Source organism: Cytobacillus sp. ABV4_503 (assembly GCF_056158445.1).
Genome location: NZ_JBSWTH010000001.1, coordinates 1046038 through 1062511 on the forward strand (window position 1 = coordinate 1046038; position 16474 = coordinate 1062511).

A 16474-nucleotide genomic window follows, 5' to 3' on the forward strand; every position below is an offset into this window, starting at 1 on the left:
CTCTTTATTTATCCAATTAGCGAATCCCATCTTCTGCAGAATTAATTTTTCAGGGGGGAGAAAAGTGATAAGCTGTACGATATTGTCTGGAAAAAGGATCATTCTGGGGGCGTTTCTTGAGGAAGATATTAAAAAGATAATCCAGTGGCGTGCAGACGAAAAAATTATGCGAAACCTGGATGCTCAGCCGGTAAAACCCAAACAGGAAATGGAAATTAAGAAATGGCTTGATGAGTGTCCGCAAGACACCTTCAGATTCTCGCTCAGGTTAAAAGAAGCAAATGAACTGATAGGCTATGCGGAGTTAAACGGCATTTTATGGCCACACAGAACAGGCTGGATTACCATCGCCATTGCAGATAAAACAGAATGGGGAAAAGGGTACGGAAAGGAAGCCATGCAATGCCTTATTAGTTATGCTTTTATGGAGCTTAATTTGTATAGGCTTCAGCTTACTGTATTTTCCTATAATACCAGAGCAAAAACTCTTTATGAAAGTCTTGGATTCCAGAAAGAAGGCTGCTATAGAGAGTTTATTGAGCGCGATGGAAAACGGCATGATATGTATTTATACGGGCTCCTGAGAAAGGAGTGGAAAGAGTGACGAAGCGCGGAATGATTCCGCGCTTTACAAGATTTATTCTGGCTGACTGACAAAAATAATTTCTTTTGACAAGAAATAGCTAAGAACGATATTCGTCAGGAAAAAGGCAAGAAGCAGAAACAGTACATAATGATATTCCAGAATCATAACCGCTGGGGGCGCAAGGCTTGCTCCGGTTAATAGAAAAAAAGAATAGAGAGAAAGCGCTTTTGCACGGTCAGCTCCTGCAATCATGCCAATCAGTGTGATAACAGTGGGAACAAGAAGGGATATGGAAGCCACAAACATAATGGAAATTGCCATTAAGGCAATAGTGCTGCTGAAGAAAAATATATTAATAATGCTGAAAATCCCTAAAAGTAAACCAAGCTTTAATGTCGAATGGGCACCAATCCGCTCAATTAATTTTCCCGTAAAGAGAGACAGCAGCGCCCCGATTAGTCCCACAGCTCTTAATGTGAACAGCTCCTCCATTGTTCCCTCGAAATTCCTTCCTATTGCATCGTAAAAAGCTACAAAGGCAAACAGCAAAGTAAAGGTAATAGCATAGCTTTGGAGCAGGCTTCCCTTCATTAATAGTTTTTTCATAATTGAAATAACGGAAACCCCTGATTTGCAAGGAGGAGAAGTGCCTGGAAGTATTTTATACGATACAAGGAAAAGTATAAAATAGCAAAACGCAAAGAAATAAAAAGCATAGTTCCATTTAAAATAAAAAGTAATTGTCGAACTGATCAGCTGTCCAAGAATGCCGGCGACAAGGAATCCTGTATTGATAAAAACAAGCAGCAGGGTGCGGCTCCTCGGCCTGAAAAGATCAAAGGTATAAGCGAAGGCAACAGGAGCATAGCTCCCAAGTGTCAGCCCCTGAATCGACCTGGTTATATAGAGAGCCTCTACATTAGGAGAAAGCCCGACGGCACAAGTGGACAAAGCAGAAGCAAACAAACCCGTAATAATAATTTTGCGCCTGCCAAATGTATCTGAAGCAGGACCAAAGAACAGCAGGCCGGCTGCATAAAAAAATGCAAACAGGCTTCCCCCGCCAACAATATAATTTTCATTTACTTTAAATGAGTCAGCAATATCCCCGTAAATAGGGATTAGTGTATAAATGTTGCTGGCCACGAAAATTCCTGTAACTGTCAAAATGACTGAAGTTGCAATCAGGATCTGTTTTGAAATCATCCTTATCACCTGCCGATATACTTTATGCACGAAACCCCGTATAGGAAAGTTGTCATTTCCACAATTTTGAAGAACCCCATACAAAAAATTGAACAGCTTATATGATAAAATAATGATAGAGAGAGCTTTTTTAAGGAGGAAAAAAATGACCGTACGTTTATTGATAGGCCGGTCCGGAAGCGGCAAAACGGAATACTGCCTTAATGAAATCCGCGATGAACTGCGGCTTAATCCGGATGGAGATCCCATCATTTACTTAGTTCCGGAACAAATGACGTTCCTTTCAGAATATAAATTAATTACAACGCCCGGCCTTGGCGGAATGATTCGCAGCCAGGTATATTCTTTCACGCGACTTGCGTGGAGAATTCTTCAGGAAACAGGAGGCTTGAGCAGATATCATCTAAACAGTGTTGGCATCAGCATGCTTATCCGCAAGATCATCGAAGATAAAAAGGATGAGCTTAAGCTTTTTCAGAGGGCTGCAGATAAAAATGGTTTTATTCAGCAAATTGAACAAATGATGACTGAATTCAAACGGTATTGTGTAGCCCCCGATGAACTTGCTGAAAGGCAGCAGCAGCTCCCAGGAACAGGGAAATCGAATAAGGCACTTCAGGACAAGCTTCATGATCTTGAGTTAATCTATAAAAATTTTGAAGAATCCCTTGCCGGCAAATATACCGATTCGGAAGACTACTTCCGCCTTCTTGCTGAAAAAGCATCCCATTCAGAGTATCTAAAAAATGCCGAGGTTTATATAGATGGCTTTTACAGCTTTACACCACAGGAATATTCGATTGTTGAACAGCTGATGAAGCAGTGTAAAAACGTCACTATTACACTGACACTTGACCAGCCGCGTAAGCATAGTGCTCCTGAAGATCTTCATTTATTCAGAATGGCGGGAGAAAACTATCAGACAATCAAAGAAATGGCTTTCCGCAACAGTCTGGGTATTGAAGAAATGGTCCTTGCTGAGCAAAAAAGGTGGAGCAGCCCTTCGCTTAGACATCTTGAGGAATATTTTGACAGCAGGCCTGCTGAGGCATTTCCAGGGGAAGCAGACATCCACATCGGACAGGCTGTCAACAGGCGGGCTGAAATCGAGGGCGTTGCCAGAAAAATAAATAAGCTTGTTCGCACAGATGGCTATCGCTATCGTGATATTGCAGTACTTGCAAGAAACGGACAGGATTATCATGACAAGATTGAAACAGTGTTCCATGACTACGAAATCCCATATTTTATTGACCAAAAAAGAACTATGATGAATCATCCACTCGTGGAGTTAATTAGGTCAACTCTTGAAATCATCAATGGGAATTGGCGCTATGAACCGATCTTCAGAGCAGTAAAAACGGAGCTTATTTTCCCGTCCAAGTTAAACGCCGGCAAGCTTCGTGAGCAAATGGACAGACTTGAGAACTATGTTCTTGCCTATGGCATCCAAGGGGACAAATGGACGAAGAAGAAAAGATGGATATACAGGAGAATCAGGGGGCTGGAGTTTGAAGCGGTTGCCCAGACAGATGCCGAGAAGAAAATAGAAGATGAGTTAAGTGATTTGCGCGAAATGATTACAGGCCCAATATTAAGATTGCACAGGCGCTTGAAAAAGGCTGCTGATGGCCGCGGATATTGTGAAGCTTTATTTTTATATCTGGAAGAATTGGATGTGCCTGTGAAGATTGAAAAGTGGAAATCGGCTGAAGAGGAAAAAGGGAACCTTGTTAAATCAAGGGAGCATGGACAAGCATGGAATGCCATTATGGAGCTTCTCGATCAGTATGTAGAAATGCTTGGTGAAGAAGAGGTGACTCTAAAGCGCTTTGCTTCCGTTCTGGATGCCGGTCTGGAGTCGCTGCGTTTCACGCTTGTTCCGCCTGCCATCGATCAGGTCATGGCTGCCGATTTGGAAAGATCAAGGCTAACTGATATTAAAGCTGCCTTTGTCATTGGTCTCAATGAAGGAGTAATTCCTGCCAAGTTCTCAGAGGAGGGTGTGCTGGCGGATGATGACAGAGAAATTCTTAACACCAGCGGAATGAAACTGGCGCCTGGAAGCCGAACACGACTTCTTGATGAAGAATTTATTGCTTATAAAGCGTTTGTCACTCCATCAGAAAAACTTTTTATCAGTTATCCGCTGGCGAATGAAGAAGGTAAAGCACTTATGCCTTCTCCATATATTAAGAGATTGGGAGATTTATTCCCTGATTGCAGGCAGCTTTCCTTCATGTCGGATCCGGCAGAGCTGCCGGAAACAGAACAGCTGGAATATGCGGATAATCTTAATACAGCACTTTCGTATTTGACTTCTCAGCTTCAGCTGAAAAAACGCAGCTATCCAATCTATGACCTGTGGTGGGATGTTTATAACTGCTATCTTAACAATGAGCAGTGGAGAAGGCCGGCATTAAAGGTTCTTTCCAGCCTGAATTATGAAAACCGGACAATTCAGCTTGGCGAAGACATCAGTAAAGAATTGTATGGCGATCATATTCAGGCGAGTGTTTCCAGGATGGAATTATTCCATAGCTGTCCATTTTCCCATTTTGCACAGCATGGACTAAAGCTGCGGGAAAGACAGGTATACCGTTTGGAAGCGCCGGATATCGGGGATTTATTCCATGCCGCTTTAAAATTTATCGCAGAGACAGTTATGTCCCAGAAACTTTCATGGACAGATATGACAAGGGAACAGTGTGAGATCCTTGCAAAAGAAGCAGTTGAAATGCTTGCTCCTAAACTGCAAAATGAAATTCTTTTAAGCTCGAACAGGCATCACTATATTAAGAGAAAGCTTGAGCAAATCATCAGCAGGGCTTCCTATGTTATCAGTGAGCATGCCAAATCAAGCGGATTCTCGCCAGTGGGGCTGGAATTGGAGTTTGGTCCAAAAGGAGAACTTCCTTCGCTTGTTTTTCCTCTTAAAAATGGGACTAAAATGGAGCTTGTCGGAAGAATTGACAGAGTGGACAAGGCTCAGGATACAAACGGGACATTTTTACGGGTAATTGACTATAAATCCAGCTCCAAGGATTTGAATGTCAGTGAGGTATATTATGGGATTGCTCTGCAGATGCTCACGTATCTGGACATCATTATTGCCCATTCCAATTCTTTGATCGGGACTGAAGCCGATCCGGCAGGAGTCCTTTATTTCCATGTTCATAATCCAATCGTCAGCACTTCAAAAATGCTGACCATAGAGGATATCGAGCAGGAACTCTATAAGAAATTTAAAATGAATGGCCTGCTGCTGGGAGATGAAAATGTCATCAGGTTAATGGACCAGACAATTGAGACAGGAGATTCATCCATTATCTCAGCCGGATTTAAAAAAGACGGCACACTTTCAAAGCGATCTAAAGTGGCTAGCAAGCAGGAGTTTGATTATTTGCGGCGCTACGTAAGAAAGATGTATAGGAATACTGGCAATATGATTACAGAGGGCGATGTTAAAATTGCCCCATATAAAATGAAGGAAAAAACACCATGTACATTTTGTGCCTATAAATCTGTATGCCAATTTGACGAATCGCTCGAAACCAATGATTACAGGTTATTTGTGCCTAAGCCAAAGGAAGACATGATTGAAATCATCAAGAAGGAGGTGGAGGGCGATGAAAATGGCCATACCGCCTAAGCCGGAGGATGCAACCTGGACTGATGACCAGTGGAAAGCAATTATGGCCAAGGGCCAGGATATCCTGGTGGCTGCTGCAGCCGGTTCAGGGAAAACGGCTGTTTTGGTTGAAAGGATTATCAATAAGATTATCGCTGATGAAGATCCTATTAATGTCGATGAACTCCTTGTTGTGACCTTCACAAATGCCTCAGCAGCCGAAATGAGGCACAGAATCGGCGAAGCGCTTGAAAAAGCTATTGATGCCGATCCGAAGTCTGCTCACCTCAGAAAGCAGGTAAGCTTATTAAACAGGGCATCCATCTCGACTTTGCATTCATTTTGCTTAGAGATGATTCGTAAATATTACTACATGACCGATATTGATCCCGGATTTCGAATCGCTGATGAAACAGAAGCACAGCTCTTAAGAGATGAAGTACTCGAGGAGCTTTTTGAAGAGGAATACGGTAAAGAGGGAAACGAAGCATTCTTTGCACTTGTTGATACTTTTACAAATGACAGAAGTGACACTGCCCTTCAGGATATAATAAGGGACTTATACGATTTTGCCCGCTCCAACCCTTCACCTGATCAATATCTTGATTCAATTGTTGAGATGTATAACGTGGAGGGTGTTGACAGTCTTGAAAAGCTTCCATTTGTCCGTTCCCTTTTGGAGGATATAGATCTTCAGCTGAAAGGGGCCAAGCAGCTGCTGGAATATGGGCTGGAGCTGACCAAACTTCCTGGAGGACCGGCTCCGAGAGCAGAAAACTTTATCGCAGATCTGCACGTTGTCAATACTCTAATCGAAGCGAAAAACGATTCATGGCCGATGCTATATGAAGCGATGCAATCATGGTCTTTTGGCAGAGCCAAAACCTGTAAGGGCAATGATTATGATGAAGGGCTGGTTGAAAAGGCAAAGAAACTTAGGGACCAGGCCAAGAAAATCATAACCGGCCTGCAGGAAGAACTGTTTTTCCGCAAACAGGAAAGCTTCATGCGTGATATGGCGGAAATGAAGTCCCATATAGAATCGCTTGTTTCGTTAGTTAAAGAATTCTCAATTCGCTTTGACCAGGTTAAAACTGAAAAAGGGCTGGTTGACTTTGCCGATCTTGAGCATTATTGCCTTGAAATTCTCTCATCATCAGATGAAGAGGGAAGGCTTTTGCCATCAGAAGCAGCTCTTGCCTGCAGAAATCAGTTCAAAGAAGTCCTGGTTGATGAGTATCAGGATACCAACATGGTGCAGGAAGCGATTTTGCAGCTGGTAACGGCAGATTCAGAAGAAAACGGAAATCTTTTCATGGTAGGCGATGTAAAGCAGTCGATCTACCGTTTCCGCCTTGCAGAGCCTAATCTGTTTTTGGGTAAGTACACCCGGTTTGGCCGGGACGGAGAAGAGGCAGGGCTTAGAATTGATCTGGCGCGAAATTTCAGAAGCCGTAAAGAAGTCCTCCACGGGACCAACTATATTTTTAAGCAAATTATGGGGACATCTGTCGGTGAAATTGAGTATGATCAGGCAGCTGAGCTTGTTAAAGGAGCTCCTTATTCAGAGAGTCAGGAACACCCTGTGGAAATAGTCATTATTGATCTTGAAGGAAATGAAAAAAACGAACCTGAGCCTGAATCAATGGATGAGGGTTTTGACAGCGAAGAGTTAGCCCAGTCACAGCTCGAAGCCAGATTTATGGCGTCGAGAATAAAAGAAATCATTGGGAATCGGAAAGAAGTTTACAACACAAAGACCCAATCCGAGCGGCCTGCCAAGTATAGGGATATTGTCATCCTGCTTCGTTCCATGACATGGGCTCCGCAAATAATGGAGGAGTTCAAACAGCAGGGAATCCCTGTTTATGCCAATCTCTCCAGCGGCTATTTTGAAGCAACGGAAGTAGCGATTATGATGTCACTTCTAAAAGTGATTGATAATCCGTATCAGGATATTCCGCTGGCATCAGTTCTAAGATCTCCTATTTTGGGGCTGACCGAAGAAGAGCTGGCACAAATCAGAATCCATAATAAAAGAGGTTCTTTCTATGAAGCTTTGACTTCTTTTTGCCGGAATGACCCAACCCTGGAAGCAGAAGAATTATATGAGAAAGTGCGGCCGTTTTTTGATCAGCTTAAAGATTGGCGTGTGATGGCGCGCCAAGGTTCGCTTTCCGAACTGATTTGGCATCTGTATAGAGAAACCAGATTTTATGATTTCGTCGGCGGCATGCCGGGCGGAAAACAGAGACAGGCAAACCTTCGCGCACTGTACGACAGAGCCAGACAGTATGAAGCAACATCATTCAGAGGATTATTCCGCTTCTTAAGGTTTATTGAACGAATGCGGGACAGAGGCGATGATCTTGGCGCTGCCCGTGCTTTGGGTGAGCAGGAAGATGTTGTCCGCCTTATGACGATCCACAGCAGCAAAGGGCTGGAATTTCCTTTCGTTTTCATTGCAGGGCTTGCCCGCAGTTTTAATACGATGGATTTAAAAAAGCCGTACATGCTTGATAAGGAATTTGGATTCGCTGCAAAATATGTGAATGCCGAGAAGAGAATTTCTTATCCCTCTTTGCCGCAGATTGCTTTTAAACGAAAAAAGAAAATGGAAATGCTTGCTGAAGAAATGCGGGTCCTATATGTTGCTTTAACAAGGGCGAAGGAAAAGCTTTTCCTGGTATCGTCCGTCAAGAGTGCTGATAAAAAAATAAATCAGTGGCTGCAGGCATCGGAGCATAAAGAGTGGCTCCTGAATGAGTATGACAGGGCTTCTGCAAACAGTTACCTGGACTGGATTGGTCCATCGCTTGTCAGACATAGAGATTGTGAGGCATTGAGAGGGGAAGGGCAGGTTCATCCTCTCGTACCTTCTGAAATACTTGAACACCCTTCATGCTGGAATTTAACCATAATCAAAAGCGAAGAAGCTGCAGTTCTTTCAGAAGAAGCCAATGAGGGCGAAACGGATTTGCTGAAATTGGTTTATGAAGGGAAACCTGTTCCGGCTGAATCGGCTTATAAGGATAAAGTTGAGGAACAGCTTTCCTGGAAATATTCCTTTAAGCAGGCTGCTCAAGCTAGATCTAAGCAATCCGTTTCGGAAGTAAAGCGGCAGCGGGAGATTTTTTCAGAAGAAGACAGCGGTACTGAATTAATCCGTAAAATCAATAAACCCCTGCTGGGCAGGCCTAGATTCATGCAGGAAAAATCTCTTTCTCCAGCTGAACGGGGTACTGCTATGCATGCTGTCATGCAGCATATTGATTTAAGCAGGCCTGCAGCTGTGGAAACGGTAGCTTTCAAAATGGATGAGATGGTTCATAACGAATTGCTGACAGAAGAGCAGCATGCCAGTATTGAGCCGCAGCTGATTGTACAGTTTTTCGAAACCGAACTGGGAAAAAGAATTGTTCAGGCTAAATCGATACGAAGAGAAATCCCATTCAGTTTATCTTTCCCAGCCCGGGAAATCTATTCAGATTGGCAGGGAGAGGATGAAACGGTTCTCATTCAGGGGATTGTGGACTGCGTATTTGAAGATGAGCAGGGTCTGGTGCTTCTGGATTATAAAACGGATGGAATCAGGGGCCGGTTTAAGGGAGGCTTTGCTGAAGCTAAACCCGTTCTCGAAAACAGGTACAAAGTTCAAATTGATATGTACACCAGAGCATTGGAACAAATATTAAAGAGAAAAGTCAAAGAAAGATACTTATTCTTCTTTGACGGGGCTCATACAATTAAGTTATAGGGAAAGCCGGCAAGGAAACTTGCCGGCTTTTTGCGTATTAGCAGGAATGGTATTGTGCGCACTAGCCGAAAAGCCGCGCACAGCCAGTGAAATCCCGCGCGCAAACGAAGCATCTCCGCGCGTAAAAAGGAGAAATCCGCGCAGATCCAGGAGAGATACGCGCACTAGCTGAACAAGCGCGCACAACCAGAGAGTACCCGCGCGCAAAGGGGAAAATATGCGATTTTATTACCCCCAATATAAAGGGTAAATTAAATATAAAGGAGGCTAGCAATGGGAAAAAAGAAAACAGAGACGGGAACCTGCGAATTATGCATGCGGGAGGATACTGAAATAACCGTCCATCATTTAACGCCGAAAGAAATGGGGGGCACCTTCCTGCCGACCGCGAAAATATGCATACCCTGTCATAAGCAGATTCATGCTTTATATACGAATGCAGAGTTGGCTGTACGACTGAATTCAATAGAATTATTACAGCAGGATGATAAAATCGGAAAATATTTGAAATGGATCAGGAAGCAGCCTTCATCTAAGTTAACGAAAGCCAAAAAATCTAATGACAGGAAATCAAAAGGACGATAACAAATGTGCTATCGTCCGAAATTACTGAAAAATTAGTTATTTCCGACATTTGGCTGATCAACCAGACTGGTATCCAGAACATTGCTGGCGCTCAGGCCATTGTTTGTAATGACTAAGCCGCCCGTATTTGCGGCACCCTGTCCGGTCGTTGATTTTGAATTGCTTTTTGGAGAGATATAAAGGGAGTCTCCAAATTGCACAATTCCCCCGCCGACATTGATGATTTGTACCGGTCCGATTATAGCTGGCATGTAAAACATCCTTTATGAAAAAATTTTCATTCTTAAGAAGTGCTATTTTTTGGATAAACTTGACGGATATGCTTGACCCGGGCTTCCATTGAAATATTTCCACTGTTGCCAATATGAATGACAGAAGAGGAGGAAACCCCGATAATATCAATATTCTGTACTTTAATGATTGGATTCAGCTGTGTAGTTTGAATCGCAATTACTTCATCAATAGGAAGGAGAGGGATGGGCTCACTGAAAATAGGATAAGCAGCAAAATTGCCTTCATGGGCATCAAAGTACTCCGCTTCGCGCTGAACTGCAAGTGCCCTGGAAAAACCCTGAATTAAGCAGGAGTCCCCAATCTCAAATATCGATGAAAACGCAATAGTATCTATATGAATATTAGCAACTGACGAAGTTCTTTGAAGCATACGGCTACTCCGGTGTTAGCGGCACAAAAGGCCCAATCAGTAGAGATTCTACTGGGGTATCAAAGGTTGCTGCAAGCTGGATCGTCTGTGTATCTCCAACCATTAATACAGAAGAACTGGATACACCAAGCACTCTTATGCTGCCAACACACAAATCTCGGTTATATACCTGATAATTCATTCGTTATTCATCCCTTTCATATTCTCTGGCAAATGTGAGATAAAGGCATGGACTCCATTGTGAATTTCCTTTTTTATAAGCTCAATAATCTCTTTGTTATCATTTTCCTTCCCGGATCGATTCGAAGCCTGCTGCTGTTTAATATAGAAGTCAATCCTGTTAGGCAGCTGCTTTTTGATATCTTCTTTGATAAATGTAATATAGGAATCATCCACACTGACATTTAACTTCTTCTGTACAGTAGCTGTAATGTCAGGAAGTTCCTGTTCTAAATATTGATAGATGGCATCTTCAATTTCCATCGTTCTCTTCATCTGATTCTTAGGCGAAATAGGTGCTTTGATGTTTTTGTTATCGACGGCAAAATCTTCAATGTTTTGCAGCTCAGAAGGATTTAAGCCGATGTTTAAAGTACCTTCGAGGGACTCGACCTTTAGCTGGTCAAATTTATATTCAATCCGGTCGACCTGCATTGGCGGACGGTTCTTTAGAACTTCAGTCTCTTCCTGAAGTTTCTTAACCGCCTTTTCCAGTATTCGGATTCGTTTTTCCTGGGCCTCCACAAAAGCATGCAATTGGTGAAGATAGGTATTTATTTGCTGGTTCAAGCGCACCACCTCGCTTTGTTTAAAGATAACCTATCACTATGTTGTCAAAGGTACCGAAGGCATTAATAATAGACTGTCCGCCGGGCCCGATGGAACTGGTGATTCCGCTTCAGGTGCAGGTTCGGTAAATCCCCCTGTGTTATACAGATATGAAGCCGGCTTTATTATGCCTGCACTTCCAATCTGCATAACGGAAGAGTTTGAAATCCCGCCTATCTTAATAAAATTAATATGAATGGACTGCTGTATATAAAAATTCATATCATCACCCGTTTTAAGCATTGAAATAATTGCCCTGATCCACGCCATCACAATCATAAGTGTTTGTTGTGCTCCGGTGATTGTAAACATTCAGGCCATCCCCCGTGTTAAACGATCCAGCGCCTGAAAAGGTCTTAGCGTTAGAAACAGGCATGATTTTATAGACATCCCCAATGTTGAATACAGAACTGCTTCCAATTGATATGACCTGTGCGACTCCGACAATAGCTGGCATACATAACACCCTTTAAAATGATTTCTTGTATATCGTATGTGCCTGCTAGCTGATTGTGATTAATTAGCCCAAATATCTGAAATGCACTTTAATGAGAAGGTCTGCAAATGTTATATAACAGACAAAATCCAGGTGAAACTGTCATAATTTTTATGATAATATAAAAAATATAGAATTAACTAAATTTTCAGTGAGGTGGCCATAAAATGAATGTCCCATTAATAGTAACGCAGTTTTTAGATCGTGCTGTGTCTCTTTACGGTTCTAAGAAAGCCATTTTTGCAGATGATCGGGTTTTTACATATGAGGAATTGAATAAGAGAGTTAATCAGCTTTCCCATGGCTTAAAAGCTTCAGGGGTTGAAAAGGGGGACAGGGTGGCTTATCTTGCACCTAATTCCGTCGAAATGCTGGAGGGTTTTTATGGTGTTTTTCAGCTGGGAGGAATTATAGTCCCATTAAATATACGGCTGAAGCCGGAAGATTACCTGTATATATTGAATCACAGTGAATCCAAAATCCTATTTGTAGACCAGGACCTTTATCATCTTATATTACCTGTGAAAGATCAGCTGAAAACTGTGGAAAAAATCTTCGTGCATTATAAAGAGGAAGAGACGAATGAGAGCGATTATGATTCATGGCTCAGCAGTCAGGACAGCGGTCCATATCAAAGGGAGGTCCTCGACGAAAATGATGTGTGCAGCCTTCTATATACCAGCGGCACAACTGGCAATCCAAAAGGTGTCATGCTGACCCATCGCAACAATTACCTGCATGCATTGTCAACTATGCATCATTTAAGGGTCAGCGATCAGGATGTATTGCTGCATGTCCTTCCGATGTTTCATGTGAATGGATGGGGCTCTCCTTTTTATTACACGGCAAATGGCGCTTCTCAGGTGTGTATAAGAAAAGCAACTCCAGAAAAGATTTTTGATGCACTGCAAAAAAATAAAGTATCCGTCATGCATATGGCTCCTACAGTCCTGAATTCGCTGATGCAGTATTATGAACAATTTGTTCCGGCTGTTGAACAAAATGTCAGAGTTGTTATAGCTGGTTCCGCACCGCCGCCAGCTTTTGTAACAAGAGTAGAAAAGGAGCTTGGATGGGAGTTTATTCAGGTATATGGAATGACTGAATCATCTCCATTAAGCACTGTATCTACGATCCGGTCTCATCTTAAAGATCTTCCCCTTACTCAGCAGTACAGGATGAAAGCAAAGGCAGGACATCAGATGATAGGCTGTGAAGTAAGGGTAATTAATGAACATGGCGAAGAAGTGGCCCATGATGGATTGGAAATTGGTGAAGTCGTTGTCCGCAGCAACGGAGTTATGAAAGGCTATTGGAAAAATGAAGAGGCAACAATGGAAGCTATTCGAGACGGCTGGCTTCATACCGGTGATATGGCAAGTGTTGATGAATTTGGCAATATCGATATCGTGGACCGTAAAAAGGATATCATAATCAGCGGCGGTGAAAACATCTCATCCATCGAAATTGAAGGGGCATTATACGAGCATCCTGCCATACTGGAAGCAGCCGTTATAGCTGTACCCCATGAAAAATGGGGGGAAACGCCTCACGCGTTCGTCGTGCTTCGAAACGGCAAAACAACGAATGAGCAGGAAATTATCGATTTTACCAGGGAGAAACTTGCCCACTTTAAAGCTGTAACGGGAGTGACTTTTGTTGATGAGCTGCCGAAAACAGCATCGGGGAAAATTCAAAAAATTCATCTTCGGAATGATTACTGGGAGTCGAAAGGAAAAACAGGCCGTTTTGTTAATTAATTGAAAGCGGGACTTCAGCATTGCTGGGGTCCCTTTTTGAAAAGAAAGTTTGAGAGTTGATAGTTTGGGCAAGACGCATCCGCATTTCTTTTCTGGACAATTAGAATTCTGCTCTCTATCATTAATGTTAGATTTTCTTTCCAAAGAAGGAGGCGTTTTTATGGACAGGCAAGCCAGTCCGGTGCTGGAGAAGGATCGGATCATTTCGCTGGATATAATGAGGGGATTTGCCATCCTCGGGATCTTTTTAGTTAATATGCTTTCTTTCCATTCGCCATATCTATACATTGATCCTTTTGACTGGTGGGACAGCCCGGCAGATAAAGCCGCCTATGCCTTTATTGATATCTTTGTGCAGGCCAGCTTTTATCCATTGTTTTCCATGCTGTTCGGTTATGGTTTAGTTATTCTAAGGGAAAGGGCATTGGCTAAAGGCCTTGGATTTGGAGCAATGGCTGCAAGGAGATTTTCCCTTCTGCTGCTGATAGGCATCATTCACGCTTTTCTTATATGGCATGGGGATATTCTAATTAACTATGCAATCTTCGGCTTTATCTTTTTACTGTTTGTAAAAATGTCTGGAAAAAATATGCTTTTGACTGGAATATTGCTTTACATTATTCCCAATCTGCTATTTGCCCTTTTATTATTTGCAACGGTTCGGTTTGTTCCTGCTGATGAACTATCAATCTATGACCCTCAAGCGGCAACAGCTTCTTTACAGGCCTATCAAAATGGAAGCTTTTCCGAGGTTACCGCACAGCGGATAAAGGACTGGTCCGGTGTTAATAATCTTTCTTCACTGCCTATCATGCTGGCATCTATTTTTCCATTATTTTTAATAGGGGGAGGAGCTGCCAAACTGAAATGGCTGGAGGAACCGGATAAAAACCGGGCATTCCTTACGAAAATTATGCTGGTCTCATTGGCTGCAGGGTTATTGTTCAAATTGCTGCCTTACTTGATGGAAAGCAACCTGGGACTGGATTACGTGCAGGATATATTTGGAGGTCCGCTGCTGGCAATTGCTTATGGTTTAGGGATAGCAGTGATGATAAAAAATGATCAAGGTCTTGGATTCCTGCTGCCGCTCTCATATGTTGGGAAACTTTCGCTCTCAAATTATCTTTTCCAGTCCGTTATCTCGACTTTTATTTTTTACAGTTATGGATTAGGCTTCTATGGAAAGGTCTCTGCTTTTTGGGGGGCACTTCTGGTTATTTTCATTTTCGCTTTTCAGGTAATAATCAGCCGCTTCTGGGCTGCCCGCTATTACTATGGTCCGGTTGAATGGCTTTGGAGGAGCTTCACATATTTGAAAATCCCTAATTGGAAGAGAAAGGGTTAATATTTGCATTCACTTATAAATAGTCCAAAAATTTGAAAATTTATATTATACTTTAAAAGTGAATAAAAAAACGAGGTGATGGGATTGAAATTTGTTACTTTTATGGATAGCACCGGAAGTGTGGCTGGTTTATTGGACGAAACCGGCACAAAGGTTCTTCCGCTGAATGCAGCTTTAGAAAAAATGGAAGGCGAAAGCGATTTGCCAGAGACTTTGAAGGAATGTATTGCCTTAGGAGATAAATTCATTGAAAAGGTACATAGTTTAAAAGATTGGCTAAGCAGCAATCCTGACAGGGAAGAACTCTTCCGCCCGCTCGCTTCTGTTGCACTGGAAGCTCCGATTCCCCGTCCCGATAAGAATATCTTTTGTGTAGGCAAGAATTATGCCGAGCATGCAATTGAAATGGGAAGCAAAGAAGACATTCCGGAGCACATAATGGTTTTTACGAAATCGCCAACAACGGTAATAGGTCCTAATGAAACGGTATTAAATCATCATAATGTTACAGCAGAGCTGGATTATGAAGGAGAGCTTGCCGTTGTAATCGGAAAAAAAGGACGTGCTATCCCAAAAGAAGAAGCATTGAAACACATCTTTGGCTATACGATTATTAATGATGTAACAGCTAGGGATCTGCAGTCGCGCCATAAGCAATTTTTTATCGGTAAAAGCCTGGATACCACTTGCCCGATGGGTCCATGGATCGTTCATTCATCGGCTGTTGATAACCCAAATCAGCTTGATATTCAAACAAAGGTAAACGGAGAATTGAGGCAAAGTTCAAATACTGAAAACTTTATCTTTTCAATCGAAGAAATCATCTCGGTCCTTTCAAAAGGCATGACCCTCGAACCGGGAGATATTATTGCTACTGGGACTCCTGCAGGTGTAGGCAAAGGCTTTAAGCCTCCACGCTTTCTTCAGCCGGGAGATAAAGTGGAAATTACAGTTGAAAAAATAGGAACTCTAACAAATTGTATAGAAAAATAAAAAGGTGGCCTGTGTATAAAATCACAGGCCTTTACATATCAATTTAGATTTTCAGAGTGTCAATGAGATATATCACATATTGCCTTAAATAGTTCACAAAGTTATATATATTGAGATCTTTGCAGCACCATAATTTTAGGATTTTCTATGCCAATATGATATGATGGTATCGAATTTCACAATAGGAGGCACTGGAATGATACATGCCCATATAACAACATGGTTTTTGGCACTGGTTTTATTTATTATTGCCCTTATGATGCATAAAAGCGGCAAGCAAAAAGGTTTAAAAGTCGTTCACATGATCTTGAGACTGTTCTATTTGCTGATAATTGGAACAGGAGTTTGGATTTTAAGCAGCCTTAACAGCATCGATCTTCTTTATGTATTGAAATCACTGGTAGGCATTTGGGTAATCGCAATGTTTGAAATGATTATTATCCGCACTGTCAAAGGGAAAAAAACGTCTATTTTATGGGGGCAGTTTATTGTTGCTTTAATTCTGGTTCTATATTTAGGCTTTGTTAAATTGCCATTAACATTTATGACGTAAAATAAGGATATTTATTGAATAAGCTGCCAAAAAGGCAGCTTTTTCTAATTTTGTCATGTCAAGAGTT

15 protein-coding genes are annotated in these 16474 nt (G+C 42.1%); 8 read left to right on the forward strand and 7 right to left on the reverse strand.

All coding sequences use genetic code 11. The features are described from left to right. The first annotated feature begins 64 nt into the window (after window positions 1-64). Entirely contained in the window at window positions 65-604 is a 540-nt protein-coding gene (locus tag ACXAD1_RS05410; RefSeq protein ID WP_312886117.1) for a GNAT family N-acetyltransferase, read from the forward strand. 33 nt (window positions 605-637) lie between these two features. On the opposite strand, the gene ACXAD1_RS05415 is transcribed toward ACXAD1_RS05410, so the two are convergent. Further along, window positions 638-1792, reverse strand: coding sequence for an MFS transporter (locus tag ACXAD1_RS05415; RefSeq protein WP_474909612.1), 1155 nt, complete (start codon window positions 1790-1792; stop codon window positions 638-640). 145 nt (window positions 1793-1937) lie between these two features. On the opposite strand from ACXAD1_RS05415, the gene addB reads away from it, so the two are divergent. From addB to ACXAD1_RS05430, 3 genes are all read left to right on the forward strand, one after another. Continuing rightward, entirely contained in the window at window positions 1938-5444 is a 3507-nt protein-coding gene (addB, locus tag ACXAD1_RS05420) for a helicase-exonuclease AddAB subunit AddB (protein WP_474909613.1), read from the forward strand. Then, the gene (gene addA / locus ACXAD1_RS05425) at window positions 5422-9180 is read left to right on the forward strand and encodes a helicase-exonuclease AddAB subunit AddA (RefSeq protein WP_206835161.1); all 3759 of its coding nucleotides are present in this window, start codon (window positions 5422-5424) and stop codon (window positions 9178-9180) included. Before addB ends, addA begins: the two co-directional genes overlap by 23 nt. Before the next feature lie 273 nt (window positions 9181-9453). Next, window positions 9454-9765, forward strand: a complete 312-nt coding sequence (locus ACXAD1_RS05430; RefSeq protein WP_206835163.1) for an HNH endonuclease — start codon at window positions 9454-9456, stop codon at window positions 9763-9765. Between the two features lie 32 nt (window positions 9766-9797). Here the strand turns inward: ACXAD1_RS05430 and ACXAD1_RS05435 are convergent, their stop codons facing one another. Genes ACXAD1_RS05435 through ACXAD1_RS05460 form a run of 6 tightly spaced genes read right to left on the reverse strand, consistent with a single transcriptional unit; the run spans window position 9798 to window position 11714 of the window. After that, window positions 9798-10016, reverse strand: coding sequence for a spore germination protein (locus tag ACXAD1_RS05435; protein WP_009331287.1), 219 nt, complete (start codon window positions 10014-10016; stop codon window positions 9798-9800). Window positions 10017-10048: 32 nt separating this feature from the next. Further along, window positions 10049-10429, reverse strand: coding sequence for a spore germination protein GerPE (locus tag ACXAD1_RS05440; protein WP_206835165.1), 381 nt, complete (start codon window positions 10427-10429; stop codon window positions 10049-10051). Between the two features lie 4 nt (window positions 10430-10433). Next, window positions 10434-10610: a spore gernimation protein GerPD gene (locus tag ACXAD1_RS05445; protein WP_206835168.1), complete on the reverse strand. Its 177-nt coding sequence runs from the start codon at window positions 10608-10610 to the stop codon at window positions 10434-10436. Further along, window positions 10607-11218 carry a spore germination protein GerPC gene (gene gerPC, locus ACXAD1_RS05450; RefSeq protein ID WP_206835170.1) on the reverse strand — a complete coding sequence of 204 codons (612 nt, stop codon included), beginning with the start codon at window positions 11216-11218 and terminating at the stop codon, window positions 10607-10609. Before gerPC ends, ACXAD1_RS05445 begins: the two co-directional genes overlap by 4 nt. Window positions 11219-11254: 36 nt before the next feature. Then, on the reverse strand, window positions 11255-11479 hold the full coding sequence (locus ACXAD1_RS05455; RefSeq protein WP_206835172.1) for a spore germination protein GerPB: 225 nt from the start codon (window positions 11477-11479) through the stop codon (window positions 11255-11257). Between the two features lie 13 nt (window positions 11480-11492). Continuing rightward, window positions 11493-11714, reverse strand: coding sequence for a spore germination protein (locus ACXAD1_RS05460; protein WP_009331280.1), 222 nt, complete (start codon window positions 11712-11714; stop codon window positions 11493-11495). 206 nt (window positions 11715-11920) lie between these two features. On the opposite strand from ACXAD1_RS05460, the gene ACXAD1_RS05465 reads away from it, so the two are divergent. The 4 genes from ACXAD1_RS05465 to ACXAD1_RS05480 all read left to right on the forward strand — a co-directional run bounded on the left by ACXAD1_RS05465 (window position 11921) and on the right by ACXAD1_RS05480 (window position 16407). Next, a complete protein-coding gene (locus tag ACXAD1_RS05465; RefSeq protein WP_206835175.1) occupies window positions 11921-13513 on the forward strand; it encodes a long-chain-fatty-acid--CoA ligase in 1593 nt (530 codons plus the stop codon). 160 nt (window positions 13514-13673) lie between these two features. After that, on the forward strand, window positions 13674-14861 hold the full coding sequence (locus ACXAD1_RS05470) for a DUF418 domain-containing protein (RefSeq protein ID WP_206835177.1): 1188 nt from the start codon (window positions 13674-13676) through the stop codon (window positions 14859-14861). Between the two features lie 84 nt (window positions 14862-14945). Then, window positions 14946-15854 carry a fumarylacetoacetate hydrolase family protein gene (locus ACXAD1_RS05475; RefSeq protein ID WP_474909614.1) on the forward strand — a complete coding sequence of 303 codons (909 nt, stop codon included), beginning with the start codon at window positions 14946-14948 and terminating at the stop codon, window positions 15852-15854. A gap of 196 nt (window positions 15855-16050) precedes the next feature. Then, window positions 16051-16407 carry a YisL family protein gene (locus ACXAD1_RS05480; RefSeq protein WP_206835182.1) on the forward strand — a complete coding sequence of 119 codons (357 nt, stop codon included), beginning with the start codon at window positions 16051-16053 and terminating at the stop codon, window positions 16405-16407. The last annotated feature ends 67 nt before the right edge of the window (window positions 16408-16474 follow it).